At 68.9% G+C, this 16718-nt stretch carries 20 protein-coding genes and 1 pseudogene; 19 read left to right on the plus strand and 2 right to left on the minus strand.

Annotation, left to right across the window (positions count from 1 at the left end; genetic code table 11):
* The 9 genes from QZY48_RS27235 to ureG all read left to right on the plus strand — a co-directional run.
* On the plus strand, positions 1 to 403 hold a 403-nt coding region (locus tag QZY48_RS27235), incomplete at its 5' end, for a hypothetical protein (protein WP_295436716.1).
* A 99-nt stretch (positions 404 to 502) separates the two neighbouring features.
* Entirely contained in the window at positions 503 to 4009 is a 3507-nt protein-coding gene (locus QZY48_RS27240) for an Ig-like domain repeat protein (RefSeq protein WP_295436745.1), read from the plus strand.
* A gap of 26 nt (positions 4010 to 4035) precedes the next feature.
* Positions 4036 to 4659: a PEP-CTERM sorting domain-containing protein gene (locus QZY48_RS27245; RefSeq protein ID WP_295436717.1), complete on the plus strand. Its 624-nt coding sequence runs from the start codon at positions 4036 to 4038 to the stop codon at positions 4657 to 4659.
* Between the two features lie 297 nt (positions 4660 to 4956).
* Positions 4957 to 6393, plus strand: a complete 1437-nt coding sequence (gene hldE / locus QZY48_RS27250; protein ID WP_295436747.1) for a bifunctional D-glycero-beta-D-manno-heptose-7-phosphate kinase/D-glycero-beta-D-manno-heptose 1-phosphate adenylyltransferase HldE — start codon at positions 4957 to 4959, stop codon at positions 6391 to 6393.
* Complete coding sequence (locus QZY48_RS27255) at positions 6390 to 6770, plus strand: nucleotidyltransferase domain-containing protein (protein ID WP_295436719.1); 381 nt, start codon at positions 6390 to 6392, stop codon at positions 6768 to 6770. Before hldE ends, QZY48_RS27255 begins: the two co-directional genes overlap by 4 nt.
* Positions 6767 to 7240, plus strand: a complete 474-nt coding sequence (gene ureE / locus QZY48_RS27260; protein ID WP_295436720.1) for an urease accessory protein UreE — start codon at positions 6767 to 6769, stop codon at positions 7238 to 7240. The genes QZY48_RS27255 and ureE overlap by 4 nt, the downstream gene beginning before the upstream one ends.
* Positions 7241 to 7400: 160 nt before the next feature.
* Positions 7401 to 8069 carry an urease accessory UreF family protein gene (locus QZY48_RS27265; protein WP_295436721.1) on the plus strand — a complete coding sequence of 223 codons (669 nt, stop codon included), beginning with the start codon at positions 7401 to 7403 and terminating at the stop codon, positions 8067 to 8069.
* Between the two features lie 38 nt (positions 8070 to 8107).
* A complete protein-coding gene (locus QZY48_RS27270; RefSeq protein WP_295436723.1) occupies positions 8108 to 8776 on the plus strand; it encodes an NAD(P)H-dependent oxidoreductase in 669 nt (222 codons plus the stop codon).
* Positions 8777 to 9050: 274 nt separating this feature from the next.
* Positions 9051 to 9674, plus strand: a complete 624-nt coding sequence (gene ureG / locus QZY48_RS27275) for an urease accessory protein UreG (RefSeq protein ID WP_295436725.1) — start codon at positions 9051 to 9053, stop codon at positions 9672 to 9674.
* On the opposite strand, the gene QZY48_RS27280 is transcribed toward ureG, so the two are convergent.
* On the minus strand, positions 9665 to 9790 hold the full coding sequence (locus tag QZY48_RS27280) for a hypothetical protein (protein ID WP_295436727.1): 126 nt from the start codon (positions 9788 to 9790) through the stop codon (positions 9665 to 9667). The two genes, ureG and QZY48_RS27280, sit on opposite strands and share 10 nt — an antisense overlap.
* A 69-nt stretch (positions 9791 to 9859) precedes the next feature.
* Positions 9860 to 10342 carry a DUF2939 domain-containing protein gene (locus QZY48_RS27285; protein WP_295436729.1) on the minus strand — a complete coding sequence of 161 codons (483 nt, stop codon included), beginning with the start codon at positions 10340 to 10342 and terminating at the stop codon, positions 9860 to 9862.
* Between the two features lie 187 nt (positions 10343 to 10529).
* Here QZY48_RS27285 and QZY48_RS27290 point away from each other — a divergent pair, with 187 nt between their 5' ends.
* From QZY48_RS27290 to QZY48_RS27335, 10 genes and pseudogenes are all read left to right on the plus strand, one after another.
* On the plus strand, positions 10530 to 11249 hold the full coding sequence (locus tag QZY48_RS27290) for a DUF4126 domain-containing protein (RefSeq protein ID WP_295436730.1): 720 nt from the start codon (positions 10530 to 10532) through the stop codon (positions 11247 to 11249).
* A 5-nt stretch (positions 11250 to 11254) separates the two neighbouring features.
* Positions 11255 to 12547: a multifunctional CCA addition/repair protein gene (locus QZY48_RS27295; protein WP_295436731.1), complete on the plus strand. Its 1293-nt coding sequence runs from the start codon at positions 11255 to 11257 to the stop codon at positions 12545 to 12547.
* 14 nt (positions 12548 to 12561) lie between these two features.
* A pseudogene (locus tag QZY48_RS27300) lies at positions 12562 to 12877 on the plus strand (penicillin-binding transpeptidase domain-containing protein); the annotation flags it as partial.
* Positions 12870 to 13190, plus strand: coding sequence for a nucleotidyltransferase domain-containing protein (locus QZY48_RS27305; RefSeq protein ID WP_295436735.1), 321 nt, complete (start codon positions 12870 to 12872; stop codon positions 13188 to 13190). The pseudogene QZY48_RS27300 and the gene QZY48_RS27305, both read left to right, overlap by 8 nt.
* Entirely contained in the window at positions 13183 to 13509 is a 327-nt protein-coding gene (locus QZY48_RS27310; RefSeq protein ID WP_295436736.1) for a HEPN domain-containing protein, read from the plus strand. The genes QZY48_RS27305 and QZY48_RS27310 overlap by 8 nt, the downstream gene beginning before the upstream one ends.
* Before the next feature lie 136 nt (positions 13510 to 13645).
* A complete protein-coding gene (locus QZY48_RS27315) occupies positions 13646 to 13849 on the plus strand; it encodes a hypothetical protein (RefSeq protein WP_295436738.1) in 204 nt (67 codons plus the stop codon).
* Positions 13836 to 14267 carry a PIN domain-containing protein gene (locus tag QZY48_RS27320; protein WP_295436739.1) on the plus strand — a complete coding sequence of 144 codons (432 nt, stop codon included), beginning with the start codon at positions 13836 to 13838 and terminating at the stop codon, positions 14265 to 14267. The genes QZY48_RS27315 and QZY48_RS27320 overlap by 14 nt, the downstream gene beginning before the upstream one ends.
* A 97-nt stretch (positions 14268 to 14364) precedes the next feature.
* On the plus strand, positions 14365 to 14772 hold the full coding sequence (locus tag QZY48_RS27325; protein WP_295436741.1) for an HIT domain-containing protein: 408 nt from the start codon (positions 14365 to 14367) through the stop codon (positions 14770 to 14772).
* 596 nt (positions 14773 to 15368) lie between these two features.
* Complete coding sequence (locus tag QZY48_RS27330; RefSeq protein ID WP_295436743.1) at positions 15369 to 15932, plus strand: zinc ribbon-containing protein; 564 nt, start codon at positions 15369 to 15371, stop codon at positions 15930 to 15932.
* Between the two features lie 119 nt (positions 15933 to 16051).
* Entirely contained in the window at positions 16052 to 16555 is a 504-nt protein-coding gene (locus tag QZY48_RS27335; RefSeq protein WP_295436744.1) for a hypothetical protein, read from the plus strand.
* Positions 16556 to 16718: the final 163 nt, after the last annotated feature.

Raw genomic sequence — 16718 nt, forward strand, 5'->3', positions numbered from 1 at the left:
AACATTGGCAAAAATCATCCACACGCCCCCCCCCCCCCCCGGCACCCGCATCGGTAGACACCTGACCGCCCTCGCGGCACTCCTGCTGCTCGCCGTCGGCCTGATCTCGCTCGCCCGCGGCGGGACCGACACCGCGGCCCTGTCGGTGAAACTGGTGGACGGGCTCAGCCCCGCCGCGCAGGCGTCGGTCATCGCCCGCCACGGCGCGGCCGAGCAGTCCGCGGTCGCCCCGCTGCGCATCCATGTCGTGGAGGTCCCGGCCGCCGACCTGTCCCGGGCCCTGCAGGCGTTCGGCGCCGATCCCCAGGTGGAGAGTGTCGAGGCGGTCAAGACCCGCCGCGCCGAGTGGCTGCCCAACGACCCGCAGATCGGCACCCAGTGGGCGCTGGAGCGCATCGGCTGACCCGCGCTCTACAGTACCCAGACCCCCACCGGGAGCGCCACCCTGGCCCTGCTCGACACCGGTGTCGATGGGACCCACCCGGATCTGGCCGGTCGGCTCATCCCCGGCACCTCGTTCCTCGACGGCAACGACGGGCTCGCCACCCCCACCTGGCCGGCCGCCAGCCGCGGGGTGATCGGCGTCTCCGCCACCGACGCGGACGACGCACTCGCCGATTTCAGCAACCGCGGCCCGGAGGTCTTCCTGGCCGCCCCCGGGGTCGCGCTCGCCACCACCGAGGGACCGGACGGCTACACCGCCATCAGCGGCACCTCGCCGGCCGCGGCCCTGACGGCCGGCGCGGCGGCGCTGCTGAAGGCGTTCGACCCGACCCTGACCAACGGCGTGCTGATTGGGCGACTGGCCCGCGGGGCCGCCCCGGTCGGCGACCCGGCGGACCCGGACGACGCGGCCAAGTACGGCTACGGCCGCCTGAGCCTCAGCGGCGCCCTGGCGGATGCGCAGGGGGCGAATGCCCTGGACCCGGTGGAACCCCTGGGGGCCGTGGCGGCGGCTGCGGCAGCAGCGGGCGAGGCGGGCGGCACCGCCACCGGTCCCGGCAGCGGGGGCGCCGCGGGTGGCGCCGGCGGCACGGACGGCACCCCGGACGGTCTCTATACGAGCGCGGCCACCCCGACCGTGACCATCGTCGGCACCAGCAACCTGGGGGCCAATCAGGTCACGCTGAGCCTCCAGTCCAGCCAGACCGGCACCGGTTATCTCACCCTGCTCACGGGCAGCGGCACCGCCTGCGGCACCGGCACCCAGGTCAAGGCGGGGCAGACCAGCACCGGTTCCGCGGCGTTTCGGCGCGGCTCGCTCAAACTCACCGCCAATGTGGCGGGGGCCTACACCGTCCGCAACCTGGTGCAAAGCACCGCCTACACCGCGTGCTTCACCGCCGATGACGGGGTCAACCTGCAAGCCACCCCGGTCAGGGTCAACGTCACCACCACCGCGGCGGCGACGGCGGTGGGCGCGACCTGGGGCACGGCCGGGAGCGCCGGGTTCTCCGCCGGGTCGGCTTACTACACCTCCCTGGCCATCGCCCCGGACGGGACCCCCTATGTGGGGTATGGGGACGGGGTCTACTTCTACAAGACGTCGGTCAGGAAGTACGACGGCACCGACTGGGTCAAGGTGGGGAGTCTCGGGTTCTCCGCCGGTTTTGCTCTACAGACCTCCCTGGCCTTTGCGCCGGACGGGACCCCCTATCTGGCATTTGCATATAGTGACGGAACCACTGACTGGTCTAAGGTAATGAAATACAGCGGGTCCGCTTGGGTCTCCGTGGGCGCCGCCGCGGCGGGTTACAACAGCTCCTTCGCCTTTTCCCCGGACGGGACCCCCTATCTGGCATATACAGATAGAGCCAATGACTCCGCCAAGGCGACGGTGGTGAAGTACAGCGGGGCCTCCTGGATCACTGCTGGCAACGCCGAGTTTACCACCGGGTATGTTCAATACAACTCCCTGGCCTTTGCCGCGGACGGAACCCCCTACCTGGCGTATCAGTACGCAGTCACCCAAAAGGCGGAGGTGATGAAGCTCGTGGGCAGCAACTGGATCATGGTGGGGAGCGCGGGGTTTTCCGCCGGGTCTGCTGCTTACATCTCCCTGGCCTTTGCCCCGAACGGGACCCCCTACGTGGCGTATCAGGACGGGGCCAACTCCTCCAAGGCGACGGTGATGAAGTTCACCACCCTGTCCGCCACCACCACCACCACGGTCGCGGCCACCCCCAACCCCGCCACGTTCGGTGCCGCCGTCACCCTCACCGCCACCCTGTCCCCGACCACCGCCACCGGCAGCGTCACCTTCAAGGACGGCACCACCACGCTCGGCACCGGCACCCTCGCGGGCGGCATCGCCACCTACGTCACCAGCGCACTGACGGTGGGCGGCCACAGCATCACCGCGGTCTATGACGGCGCCACCGGCTTTAGCGGCTCCACCTCCGCCGCCTATTCGCTGACCATCAACAAGGCCGGCCAGACCATCACCTTCGCCAACCCCGGCACCAAGACCTACGGCACCAGCCCGACCCTGACCGCCACCGCGACCTCCACGCTGGCGGTAACCTTCACCTCGACCACCCCCACGGTCTGCACCATCACCAGCGGCGGGGTCCTGACCTTCGGCGGCGTCGGCCCCTGCACCATCGCGGCCGACCAGGGCGGCAACGCCAACTTCAACGCCGCCACCCGGGTGACGCAGGGCTTCGAGGTCGCCAAGGCCACCCCGAGCGTGAGCGCCTGGCCGACCGCCGGCAACATCCACTACGGCCAGACCCTGGCCGCGTCGGCCCTCAGCGGCGGCACCGCCACCCCGGCGGGCGGCTTTGCCTTCACCACGCCTAGCACCGCCCCGCCCGTCGGCACGGCCAGCCAGGGCGTCACCTTCACGCCCACCGACACCGCGCACTACAACAGCGCCGCCGGCACCGTCAGCGTGACCGTCACCCGGGCGGCGACCAGCGCGGCCCTGAACGCCGCACCCAATCCCGCGACCCTCGGGCAACCCGTGCTGCTGACCGCCACGGTCACCCCGGCCGGCGGCACCGGCACCGTCACCTTCATGGACGGCGGCACGACCCTCGGCACCGGTCCCCTCAGCGGCGGGACCGCCACCCTGAGCACCAGCGCGCTCACCGCCGGCAGTCATAGCCTCAGCGCGGTCTACGCGGGCGACGCCAACTACCAGGGCGCGACCTCGCCGGTCCTGACCCAGGTGGTGCAGGTGCCGGTCACGGTCGGCACCAATGTCGCGGGCTTAAGCGTCAGCGTGGACGGCAGTACCCAGGTCGCGCCCTACACCGGCGCCTGGACGCCGGGGAGCAGCCATACCATCGCCGTGAGCGCGGTGCAGGGGGAGTCGGCGGGGAGCCGCTACGCCTTCTCGGCCTGGTCCGACGGCGGGGCCTTGAGCCATACCGTCATCGCCCCGGCGAGCGCCGCGACCTATACGGCCAACTACGGCGCCCAGTACCAGGTCACCACGGCGGCGAGCCCGGTCGGCACGGCCTCGGTCTCCTGGTCGCTGAACGGCCAGTCGCGGCCGGGCAACTGGTTCGCGCCCGGGACCGCGGTGGCCGTGCAGGCGTTTGCCACGGCCCCGAACGCCTTCTCCGCCTGGAGCGGCGGTGCCACCAGCAGCGCCAACCCGGTGACCGTGACGGTGAACGGCCCGCTGAGCCTGACGGCCAACACGACGGTGCCGGCGGCCGGCGCGGTGCTGACCCCGGGGGCGGGCATCGGGCGTAGCGGCGCCGAGCCGACGGACCGCACCTGGTCCTTTACGCTGACCAACAACAGCGGGGTGGCGGCCGGCACGGTCCAGATCACCGGCGTGGTGCTGACCCCGTCCCCGGCCTGCACGGTCCGGCGTCTGACCGAGCTTCCCGTCAACCTGGGCACCATCGCCGCCAACGGCGGGACGGCCGCCGCGCAAGTACACATCGACTTCAGCGCCTGCCCGCCCTCGACCAAGTTCAAGGCGAGTTTCACCTACACCTTCGCGGGTGCGGGCAGCGCGCCGACCAAGACCTACGGCAATCAATTCCGCTAACCAGCCAGGAATGTCACATCATGTTCATGCGTCGTTCAATCGCACCCACGCTGCTCCTGGCCGGGGCCCTGGCGCTGCCCGTCACCGCCCCGGCGGGCGTGATTTTCACGCTGCTTCCTACCTCCGGGGAGGTCGCCGGCGACCCCGGCGACACCGTCGGCTGGGGCTTCACCCTGAGTAACGATACCGCCTACTGGCTGTGGGCCAACGGGTCCGTTTTCGACCTGGACAAGGGACCGTCCTGGGGGACCTATGACGACTACAGTGGAAATAGCGACCCGGTGGCGCCGGGCACCGCGCAAAACCCGACCGTCCTGACCGTCCTCTTCAGTCTGCTCGACGGCACCGGGGCGGGGAGCTTCGCCATCGACCCCACTGTCCCCTTTGGCGATCAGGCCACCGGTGTCATCAGCCTGGACTATGACATCTACGACGCTAATCCCTCCGGCGGCGGCCTGGACCCGATCGACAGTGCCAGGGTGCAGGCCGATGCCGTGGTGACCAGTACCCCCGAAGCGGGGACCTGGACCTTGCTCGGCCTGGGGCTGGCCGCGCTGGGCGGCGGGCGCCGTCGCCGGTCGGCCGCCCGGCACCCGGCGGACGGGCCGGACCCGAGTGCCGCACCGCGGAAGTCCTTAAGACCCTGGTAGGGTGCGCCGTGCGCACCTTGCCCGCGGCGTCGAAGGCACCGCGGGCGTCGGGTTACGCTGCGCTAACCCGACCTACCCACTGGCGCAAGACCAGGGCGGCGGGTCAGTTCGGGCCGCGCAGCGGCCAACACAGGGGTGACACCGCTGGAGCGGTGTCACCAGCACCGTTGCGCGGTGCCCAGCCGGACCCGCGCACCGCCTTGAGCACCGCCGGTCGAGTGCGTAGCATGGGCAACAATGCCTGAGCGCGGCGGCCACGCCCCCGGGACCCATCCGACCGACGACCAGGGCGCGCCCATGAGGTCCACCATTCCCCCCTTCCACCAGGCCCGGGTGCTCGTGATCGGGGATGTCATGCTCGACCGTTACTGGACGGGGGCGGCCACCCGCATCTCCCCCGAGGCCCCGGTGCCGGTGGTGCATGTGACGGCGGTCGAGGAGCGGCCGGGCGGGGCGGCCAATGTCGCGCTCAATATCAAGACACTGGGCGGCCAGGTCGATCTGCTGGGGGTCGTGGGGCGGGACGAGGCGGGCACGGCCTTGGAGGCCCTGCTGCGCGGGCGCGGCATCGACTGTCACCTCCAGCGCCATCGGAGCGCCTGCACCTCGACCAAGCTGCGCATCCTCTCCCGGCACCAGCAATTGCTGCGCGCGGATTTTGAAGGGGGCCTGTCCGGGCTGGACCCGGACGAACTGCGGGCCGACTACGCACGGCTGGCCCCGCGGGCCGCGGTCGTGGTCCTGTCGGATTACGGCAAGGGCACCCTGGCGTCACCGCGCCCACTCATCGACGCTGCCCGGGCGCTCGGCAAGTGCGTGATCGTGGACCCCAAGGGCACCGACTTTTCCCGCTATCAGGGCGCCACCCTCCTCACACCCAACCGCGCCGAGTTCGAGGCCGTGGCCGGGCTTTGCGCGAGTGATGATGAACTGGTGGAACGGGGCGAGCGGATGCGCCTGGACCTGGGCTGGCAGGGGCTGCTCATCACCCGCGGTGAGCAGGGGATGACCCTGCTGTGGACCGGACAGCCGCCGCTGCACCTGCCGACCCGCGCCCAAGAGGTCTACGACGTGACCGGCGCCGGTGACACCGTGGTGGCGACGCTCGCGCTGGCCCTGGCCGCGGGGGCAGAGCCGCCGGAGGCGGTGCGGCTGGCCAACGCGGCGGCCGGGATCGTGGTCGGCAAGCTCGGCACCGCCGCCGTCACGGTGGCGGAACTCGGCCGGGCGCTGCATGAACCGGCGGCCGGCGGCTTCGGCCTGGTCAGCGAAGACGAACTGGAGACGCGGATGCGCCAGGCGCGCGCCCGCGGTGAGACCTTGGTCATGACCAACGGCTGCTTCGACCTGCTGCACGCGGGGCATGTCGGCTATCTGGAGCAGGCCCGCGCCCTCGGTGACCGCCTGATCGTGGCGGTCAATGCGGACGCCTCGGTCGCCGCGCTGAAGGGCCCCGGGCGGCCGGTGAACCGCCTGGAACACCGCATGCGCGTGCTGGCGGCCTTGAGGAGCGTCGATTGGGTGGTCCCCTTCGATGAGGCGACACCGGAGCGGCTCTATTGCCGGCTGCTGCCGGATATCATCGTCAAGGGCGGCGACTATGCCCCCGCGGACATCGCCGGCGGCCCCTGTGTCACGGCCAACGGCGGGCGGGTGGTGGTGCTGGATTTCCTTGATGGGGTCTCGACCACGGGCCTGATCGAGCGCATGACGGGGGGGCAGGACGACCGATGACCCTGGAAGCAGCAGGCGGCGCCCTGCTGGGGCCCCTGCGTCAGGCACTCGGGTGCGCGGACGACGGGCTGGTCTGCGCCTATCTCTTCGGCAGCATCGCCCGGGGCGAGGCGCGCACCGGGAGCGACCTCGACCTCGCCGTCCTGTGCGCGGCCGACCCGCCGTCGACCCTGGCCGGGCTGCATCTGGACCTCGCCGATGACCTGAGCGCCGCGACCGGGCGGCCGGTGGACCTGGTGGTGCTCAATCGGGCCCCGGTGGACCTGGTGCACCGGGTATTGCGCGACGGTATCCTCGTCCTGGACCGGGACCCGTCCGCGCGCATCCGCTTCGAGCTGGACTTTGTGGCGGCGATTCGGAGCCGGTTGATGCCATGATCGAACTCACTCGCAAGACCAGCACCCCACCGCCGACGGACTTGCGTGTCACCCTGACCCTGGACCAGCGCCTGCGCAGCCGCCTCAAGGTCGTCCTGGACGACGGGCGTGAGGCCGGCATCCGGCTGCCGCGGGGGACGACCCTGCGCGACGGTGACGGGCTGCTGACCGAGGAGGGGCTGGCGGTGCTGGTGCGCGCCGCGCCCGAGCGGCTGTCGCGGGTGACGGTGGCGGACGCAGTGGGACTGGCACGGGCCTGCTACCACCTGGGCAATCGGCATGTGGCAGTGCAGATCGAGCCCCAGCGGCTTTCGTATCTGCACGACCCGGTGCTCGATGACCTGGTGCGGGGGCTGGGGCTGGCGGTGCTCGCGGAGACCGGACCCTTTGAGCCGGAGGCGGGGGCCTATGGGGGTCACGGACACGGTCATCCTAGAGATCCACAGATGAACACAGATGAACACAGATGAACACAGATTGTCTTCTCATTATCATTCGCTTATCGCTATCGTCACAGTCACCGGCAAGGTGAGCCCCCGACCAATCGTAAACAAATGAACAATCTGTGTGAATCTGTGTTCATCTGTGGATGATTTTTCTATGGTTATTTACACGCGGCCGAGTCCTGACGTGGACTTGCCCCTGCTGCGCCTCCTGCAACTGGTAAGCCCGACACTGCCGGTCGGCGGCTTCACCTACTCCCAGGGGCTGGAGTGGGCAGTGGAGGCGGGCTGGGTGCGCACGGCGGCGGACCTGGAGGCCTGGGTCGCCGATCAACTCGGCCAGGGACTCACGCGGGTGGACCTGCCGCTCTTGACGCGCCTGCAGGCGGCGGCGGCGGCGCGCGACGCGCCGGCCTGCGCGGGCTGGATCGACCAATTGCTCGCCGCCCGGGAGACGGCGGAACTGCGCCTGGAGGAGGCCAACCGCGGTCGCGCCCTGGCGGATCTGCTGATCGCCTGGGACCTCGCCGGGGCGCGTGACTGGCGCCCGGTGCTGGCCCGCGCCCAGTTGGCCGGTCTGGCCTTCGCCGCGGCGGCCTGGGGCATAGCGCCGCGGCAGGCGGCGGCGGGCTACGCCTGGTCCTGGGCCGAGAACCTGGTGCTGGCGGGGGTCAAGTGCGTCCCCCTGGGTCAGACCCAGGGCCAGCAGGTCCTGGCCCGGCTCGCGGCCCTGATCCCGCCCGCGCTGGAGACGGCACTGGCCCTGCCGGACGACGAGATCGGCGCCTCCTGTGCCGCGCTCGCCATCGCCGGCGGGGCCCATGAGACCCAATACACGCGACTCTTTCGATCCTGAACCCCGATCCGCAACCCCACCACTGGAGACCAAGCCCCATGAACTGCTTCATCGTCTACTGGCACCCGGAACCCCGCAGCTTCAACGGCGCCCTGCTCGCGGCCACCCGCGAGACCCTGACCCAGGCGGGGCACCAGGTCCGCGTCTCGGACCTGCACGCCATGGGCTTTGACCCGGTGTCGGGCCGCCACAACTTCACCACGGTCAAGGACCCGGGCTTCTTCAAGCAGCAGCTCGAAGAGCTCTACGCGGGCGAGCACGACGGCTTCGCACCCGCGATCGAGACCGAATTGAAGAACCTGGAGTGGTGCGACCTCTTGATCCTCCAATTTCCGCTTTGGTGGTTCGGGCTGCCGGCCGTGATGAAGGGCTGGGTCGACCGGGTGTTCGCCATGGGCCGCACCTACGGCGGCGGGCACTTCTATGAGAACGGCGTCTTCCAGGGCAAGCGGGCCCTGCTCTCACTCACCACCGGCGGCCCGCGGGAGGCCTATGAGCCCGGCGCTTTCAATGGCGACATGGCCGGAGTCCTGCGACCGATCAACCGCGGCATCCTGCGCTTCGTCGGCTTCGAGGTCCTGGCCCCCCAAGTCTGCTACAGCCCGGCCCACCTGAGCGAGGAAGAGCGCGCCCAGGCGCTCGCCGACCATGCACAGCGCCTGCGCGGGCTCCACCTGGAGTCGCCGATCGAGGTCGGCATCTATTAGTAAGACAACAGTCGGCAGCCGACGACCAGCGCTGTCGGCATAGACGCGCCGCCTTATGTCACGCCCCTTCAGGGCTGGCGCTTCTGATGCACACCACCCAGGGCGTTGCCCTGGGTGATGTGTCGAAGAGACACTAAGCCCTGAAAGGGCGTGACATCAGCGAACGACAGTGCTCGGCGCAAGCGCGATACCAACCACCACGGCCGCGGCCGAAGATCGTAATCCGAAGGCCGGCCGAGCTATTTCGCATTATATTAGACCAGAGGAGGCCGCAATGACTGATTCATCCCCCCTGCGCGTCGGCGTCGGCGGCCCCGTGGGGTCCGGCAAGACGGCGCTGCTGGACGCGCTGTGCAAGCGCCTGCGCGACCGCTACCAGATCGCGGTGGTGACCAATGACATCTACACCCGGGAGGACGCCGAGTTCCTGATCCGCTCCCAGGCCCTGCCCGCGGAGCGGATCATCGGGGTGGAGACCGGCGGCTGCCCCCACACCGCCATCCGCGAAGACGCCAGCATGAACCTGGCGGCGGTGGAGGACCTGCAGGCACGCCTGCCGGGGCTCGACCTGATCTTCATCGAGAGCGGCGGGGACAACCTGGCCGCGACCTTCAGCCCGGAACTGGCGGACCTGACGCTCTATGTCATCGACGTGGCCGGGGGCGAGAAGATCCCGCGCAAGGGCGGGCCCGGCATCACCCGCTCGGATCTCCTGGTGATCAACAAGATCGACCTGGCCCCCCATGTCGGCGCCTCACTGGCAGTCATGGAGCGCGACGCCCGGCGGATGCGCGGCGAGCGGCCCTTCGTCTTCAGCAACCTGCGTGAGGGCCTGGGGGTCGCGGAGATCGCCGCGTTCATCTGTAGGGAGGGAATGCTAAGGGACGGTCACCAATAAGTTAAACAAATCGATTTTCGCGTCGTTGTCGTTGTCGTTGTCGTTGTCGTTGTCGTTGTCGAGATTATCGTGGCGCCACGGATTCTCCCGCACCCCGAATTGCATCGTTTCTCCAATCACGACAACGACAACGACAACGACTGCGTTTGCGTTTAACTTGTTGTTGACTCGTTACAAAGACCCCGTTAGCGGATGATGTCCGTGATCTTCCACTCAGTCCCTTCCAGCGTAAGCCGCACATGGGTCGGATTGCGCCCCAGGTCGCCGATGCGGATCAGGAAGCGGTTGTAGGACTCGAAGAAGGCGAAGTCGATGCCGCTCAGCAGGAAGGGCGGGCTCTGGTGGGTCGCCTCGGAGACCGCCTGGCGCAGGGTCTCGCGCACCCAGGGCAGGGTGATCGCCTGATCGAGGGCCGAGTCGCCCAGCCGCTCCAGGTTCTGGCGAATCCAGCCCATGGTACTCTTGGGGTCGGCGGCCGGCAGCAACTGGTCGGCACCGGCCGTGACGCGCGCCTTGAAGTGGGCGCGGATCGCGGGCAGGTCCACCAGGGTGGCGAGTTCGGTGGTGTCCTCCTTGCTCAGGGCGCCGTCCAGCCTGAAAATGTAGTAGTAAGGCCAGATGCCGAAGAGGAGCAGGACAAACAGGAGCAGGTAGACGAGGTAGCGCATGACGGGGCCGCTTGAAAGGGTTGGAAGGGGCTGCATTCTAACGCCCCGGTGCCGTGGGCTATACCCCGGGGCGCAACCCCGGCGGCCGACGGCGACGCGCCGACAAGAAGCAGCGGTGCGCAGTCGGCGGCCGGGCCTATAATCAAACAACGATCCCTACCCCTATCGCCATCCGCACGAGGTCGCCATGGATACCCTGACCCAGACCCTTGCCCTGACCCTCGGTGCCAGTTGGGCGAGCGGCATCAATCTCTACGCCGCCATGCTGGTGCTCGGCCTGGCGGGCGCCACCGGCTCCGTGGACCTGCCCCCGGGCCTGGATATCCTGGCTGATCCCAGGGTGATGCTCGCGGCCGGCGCCATGTTCGTCGTCGAGTTCTTCGCCGACAAGGTCCCCGGGTTCGACAGCATCTGGGACGGCCTGCACACCTTCATCCGCATCCCCGCCGGCGCCCTGATGGCCATGGGTGCAGTGGGCGACGTGGGACCCCTGGGGGATACGCTGGTCGGCCTCCTGGGCGGCGGCGTGGCGGCGGCCAGCCACGCCACCAAGGCCGGCACCCGGATCATGCTCAACACCTCCCCGGAGCCATTCACCAACTGGATCGCCTCGGTGACCGAGGACGTGGGCGTCATCGGCGGGCTCCTGCTGGCGCTGACCCACCCCGGCATCTTCCTCATCTCGCTGGCGCTGTTCTTCCTGCTCCTGATCTGGCTGCTGCCGATGCTGTGGCACGGTATCAAGCGCGTGCTGGGGGCACTGCGCCGGCACTTCAGCGGCTTGCGCGGCGGCGCGCCGCCGCCGCCCCCGCCACCGGTGCAGACCCTGGGCGGGCCCGCGACGACCGGGCACGTCGGCAACGACGGGGTCCCGCTGCGGATCGACGCCAAGGTCCCCCGGGGCTGACGCCGATGTCCGCCCTCCCCCGCCCCCCCATTGCGGACCCCGCCGCCGGTTTGCAGGTCTACCTGGTCGGCGGGGCCGTGCGCGACCCGTTGCTGGGCCGGGTCCCGGTCGAATGGGACTATGTGGTGGTCGGCGCCGACCCGGACACGCTGCTGCGCCGCGGCTTCACCCAGGTCGGCCGGGACTTCCCGGTCTTCCTGCACCCCCAGACCAAGGCCGAATACGCCCTGGCCCGGACCGAGCGCAAGACCGCCCCCGGTTATCGCGGCTTCGTCGTCCAGGCCGACCCCGCGGTGACGCTGGAGGAGGACCTGCGGCGGCGCGATCTCACCATCAACGCCCTGGCGCAGGCCCCGGACGGCACCCTCAGCGACCCCTTCGGCGGACTGGCGGACCTGAAGGCGCGGGTCCTGCGCCACTGCTCCCCGGCCTTCAGCGAGGACCCGGTGCGCATCCTGCGGGTCGCCCGCTTCGCCGCCCGCTTCGCCCACCTGGGCTTCGCGGTCGCCCCCGAAACCCTGGACCTGATGCGCGCCATGGTCGCCGCCGGGGAGGTGGACGCGCTGGTCCCGGAACGGGTCTGGCAGGAATTGGCCAAGGCCCTGGGGGAGGAGCACCCCTCGCGCTTCTTCGAGGTCCTGCGCGACTGCGGCGCCCTGGCCCGCCTGCTGCCGGAACTCGACCGCCTGTGGGGCGTGCCCCAGCCCGAGAAGTGGCACCCGGAGATCGATACCGGTGTGCACGTCATGCTGGTGGTGGACATGGCCGCACGCCTCTCTCCGGATCTGGAGGTCCGCTTCGCCGCCCTCTGTCACGACCTGGGCAAGGGCACCACCCCGGCGGAGATCCTGCCGCGCCACCACGGCCACGAGGAGCGCAGCGTCGCGCTGCTCGAAGGCGTCTGCGACCGCTTTCGCGTCCCCAACCACTTCCGGGCCCTGGCCCGCATCACCGCCCGCGACCACGGGCTGGTCCACACCGTCAACGAACTGCGCCACGCCACCATCCTGGATCTGCTGGAGCGCAGCGACGCCTTCCGCCGCCCCGCGCGCTTCCACCAGATGCTCACCGCCTGCGAGGCGGACTTTCGCGGGCGCACCGGCTCCGCCGAGCGCCCCTACCCCCAGGCCGCCACCCTGCGCCGACTGCGCGACGCCGCCGCCGCGGTCGACGTTCAGCGCATCGCCGCCGCCGCGGGCGCCCCGCCGCTCATCCCCGCAGCCATCCGCAAGGCGCGCATCGCCGCCATCCGGTGGGCGCGGGCGGCGCAACCGGAGCCCGAGCCGGGCGGCGCATGAAGACCCTTCTCAAGTGGGATGGGCAGACCTACGATTACCCGGACTGGAATCGCGATCAGACGCTGGCCAGCGCCTTTCGGGTGTCCTGCGTCTGGTGTCATGCTGGTCGAGACCACCCCGACCTACAGCATTCGGGCCAAGACCGGCTGGACCGGCAGGGCCCAGCCGTCGATCGGATGGTATGTCGGCTATGTCGAAAGGGGCGATGCGGTCTGGTTCTTCGCCACCAACCTGGACCTCCCCGATCAGCAGGACCTGCCCCTGCGCCAGGGCCTGACGCACGAGGCCTTACGGGTCAAGGGAATCATCGACGGTGAGTCGCGTGAATAGCCTCGGCTCCGAATTGCTCGACGAGGCCGTGCGCCGTATCGTCGCGGCGGTCCATCCGGAACAGATCCTGTTGTTCGGATCCCAGGCTTGGGGCCAGCCGACCGAGGACAGCGATATCGATCTCCTGGTCATTGTCGGCGCCTCCGACCAGCCCGGCTATCGACGTGCGCGGGAGGTCTATCGCAGTCTGCACGGGCTGCGGCTACCGATTGAAGTCGTCGTGCGCACCCGCGCCGAGGTCACCCGGGCCGCACAGGTCGCAACCTCGCTGGAGCATCAGGCACTGGAGCGTGGGCGTATCCTGCATGGATGAGGAAAGGGCACGCACCGTCCGCCAGTGGCTCCACAAGGCGCACCATGATCTGCGGTCGGCACGCCGCCTGTATACCGATACCCCGCCGCTGCTCGATACCGCCGCCTATCATTGCCATCAGGCAGCGGAAAAGGCTCTCAAAGGTTACCTACAGGACCAGGGCCAGTTGGCACACGAGACCGGCGCGACCAAGCCACCCGAAGGGTCGGACGAAACCGCCGGGACGGACGCCGACTGGACGGAATTTGAACGACTGGCCGGCACTTGGTCCGGAAAATTCAATCGGGATGAGTGTTATGACCGCCCGATTCTTCGTTGACACCAATGTTGCGATCTACACGCTGGACCGGAACCTGGTGCGGTGGGGCGTTGCCCTCGCCATGATCAAGGTTGACCCGACCCAACCAGACCCTACCCGTAACACCGCTTGAGTAATTGACAAAATAGGCATCACCATGCAACCCATCCGTCGAATCGTCGATGACGCCCCTGACTCGGTTTCTATTCCGGAAGAACTGCGTCATCGGCGCATTGAGTTAATTATCTGGCCGCTTGACGAGGAGCCCCAGAAGACACTGCCGACGCGTCCGCGGTTCAACATCGCACAGGTCGATCACATCGACATACCCTCGCGGGAAGAACGCAATGCCAGGCGGTAGCTTCGTCGATACCAACATCTGGGTATACGCGCATCTGGACTCGCCGGACGATGCCAGACACTCGCGTGCCCTGGAGCTAGTCTGCGGCCTCACGGACGGTGTAATCAGTCCGCAGGTCGCGGCCGAATACTACAATGTGATGCGGCGCGCCCGACGCGAGGACTCCTGGATCCAGGAAAACCTTTCTGCCGTGTTGGGTTATGTGCGGTGCCAGGCCATGGACAGCGCCCTGATCCGACGCAGTTGGGCGATCCGCAACCGGTTCGGTTTATCACATTGGGACGCCCAAATCGTCGCCGCCGCGCTGACTGCCGGGTGTGACACCCTGTACACCGAAGACCTTCAGCATGGCCAACGCATCGATGGAATGATCATCATCGACCCATTCAAACCGGCGCCCGAGGCGCACAGCGCCTGACACATGGGTGACACCGCTGGAGCGGTGTCACCAGAGTCGCTGGAGCGGTGTCACGAGCGCGCGCAGTGCGATAGCCCGCCCATCCAGGAGTCTGAAGATGACCGAATTCCCCATCCACCCCCAACTCCTGACCGACTGCCACCGCCTGGGCCGCCTGCCCGCCACCCACCTGCTGCTGCACAGGAACGCGGCGGTGCCCTGGTTCATCCTGGTCCCGGAGACCACGCTTGCGAACCTGCTAGACCTGCCGACCGGGCAGCGCGAGGCGGTGCTGGCGGACTGCAAGCGGGTTTCGGACTTCCTGACCGGGACGCTCGCGTGCCCCAGGGTCAATGTGGCCTGGATCGGCAATCTGGTGCCGCAGTTGCATGTGCATGTGATCGGGCGCGGGCCGGAGGACGCCTGCTGGCCGCGGCCGGTGTGGGGGCACCTGGAGATTGTTCGAGATTATGGGCCGGGAGAGGTCAGGGCGATCACCGCGGGGGTGCTCGGTACGCGGGCCTAGCACAGCCGGGTGGAAATGCCCGGGCCATGAGCCGAACCGGAACCCGTAGGGTGCGCCGCGCGCACCGCTGCGTTGACCAAGACTCACGCCGTTTCGTTCATCCGGGGCCTGCGAAGGTGCGCGCGGCGCACCCTACGCCAATGGTCCGAGCGGTTGCGCCTGGTGGCGGACCCGGGGGCTTTGCGGCGGCGTGACCTGGATTGCGCTGCGCTCCATCCAGGCTGCGACCTGCGCTCCATCCAGGCGACGACTGCACCCGATGCGCGACACCGCACAGAGCTTGAGCGGGTATTTCCGTAGGATTTATAGCGAAGGCAGCGCCGTCTGAGGGGCCGATCGCGGCGGGACGCCGCTCCCACGGGGTCGGCGGGTTGGCCCGAGACCTTCGCCAAACGCAGACCCCCACACGCGATCTGATTTGCGTCCATTGGCGTTCATTTGCGGCCGATCCCTTCTTCAACATCGCGACCGCCCCGCCGCGCCCCGGCGGTCGAGCCCCTTGACGGTTGCCAAATCCACCACTTCAGGCAAACTTGCGCCAGATCCGCGCCCCCGGGGCGCGGCGACCGATTAACCCGCCAGACGGAGACCCCCAGATGACCGATCCGGACACCAAGCACCCAGGCGAGACGCCAGTCGATAAGATGGTGGAGGCCTATGAGGAACTGCTCAAACGCACCCGCGACACCCTGGAGGGCGCCTCGCAGGAGACGGTGCCCCACGTCCGGGAGTTGCTGGACAAGGCACGCGACAATATGGTGGAACTGGGCGAACTGACCCGGGAGGAGGCCAACAAGGTGACGGACTATCTGCGCCGGGACGTGGAGGACGCGGCGACCTATATCGCCGAGACCGGCCAGGACATCCGCGACTGGTGGCGCTTCGACCTGGAGCTGATCGAGCAGCGGATGATGGACATGTTCACCCAGGTGGCCGACCAGACCAGCCTGCAGCTCGCGCAGTGGGCGGAGACCGCGCGCCGGATGACCCTCTATCAGGCGGGTGAGGTGACGGGGCCGGGCACGCTCGTGTGCGACCGCTGCGGGGCCAAGACCCACTTCGTCAAGGCCGGGCGCATTCCGCTGTGCGCCGACTGCGCCGGGCACACCTTCAAGCGGCAGGAAGGGCCCGCGGAGTCGGGAACCGCCGGGAAGGGGTAAGGCGCCCGCGACGAGGCCAGGGCTGCTTGCGCGGTCTCGTCGCGGCTGAAGCCGCTCCCACCGGGACCCGGCCTGAATTTCACGGCACTTGCTACTCATTCACCCGCGGGGAACGACCCATGCGATTGACGACCTTCCTTACCGCGAGCGCCCTCGCGGTCCTGCTCTGCGGCCCGGTCGCGGGCGCCGGGGATGAATTTGCCCTGCTGCGCTCCGAGCACATCGGCGACCTGCGTGACGGCCTGCCGGAGTCCGCGCTCAAGGGCAAGATCGCCTGCCAGCCGACCCGCGGACCCGAGGAACTCTGGGGCGCGGACGGGGCCTGGCACCAGGACTGGGTTTATAAGGATTGCGGGATCGTGCTCGGGATGGCGTCCGCGAAGAAGGGCGGGCGCAAGTCGATCGAATCGATTTCGGTGTCCGCACCGAGCACGCTGAGCACGAAACAGGGGATCAGGATCGGCAGCACCGAGGCCGAGGCCAGAGCGGCTTACCAACGCGACTGGAACAAGGACGACAGCGGGGCGGACGACTTCGTGGCCGGCTCGCTCTACGGCGGACTGATCTTCAAATTCGAGGGGGGCAAAGTTGCCTCGATCTTCCTCGGCGCGTCAGCCGAGTGAGTCACGAGGGTCCGGACGCGCCGGTTGCCCCGGTCGGCGGGCGGGCGACTGGCACCCCCGCCGCTCGGGTGCGATCAGAACTGATGTGGTGACCGAGATCCCGGGTACGTTGTCGTTGTCGTTGTCGTAATCGAATAATCCGACCACGATTACGACAACGACA

The organism is uncultured Thiodictyon sp., from assembly GCF_903828115.1.
Classification (GTDB): domain Bacteria; phylum Pseudomonadota; class Gammaproteobacteria; order Chromatiales; family Chromatiaceae; genus Thiodictyon.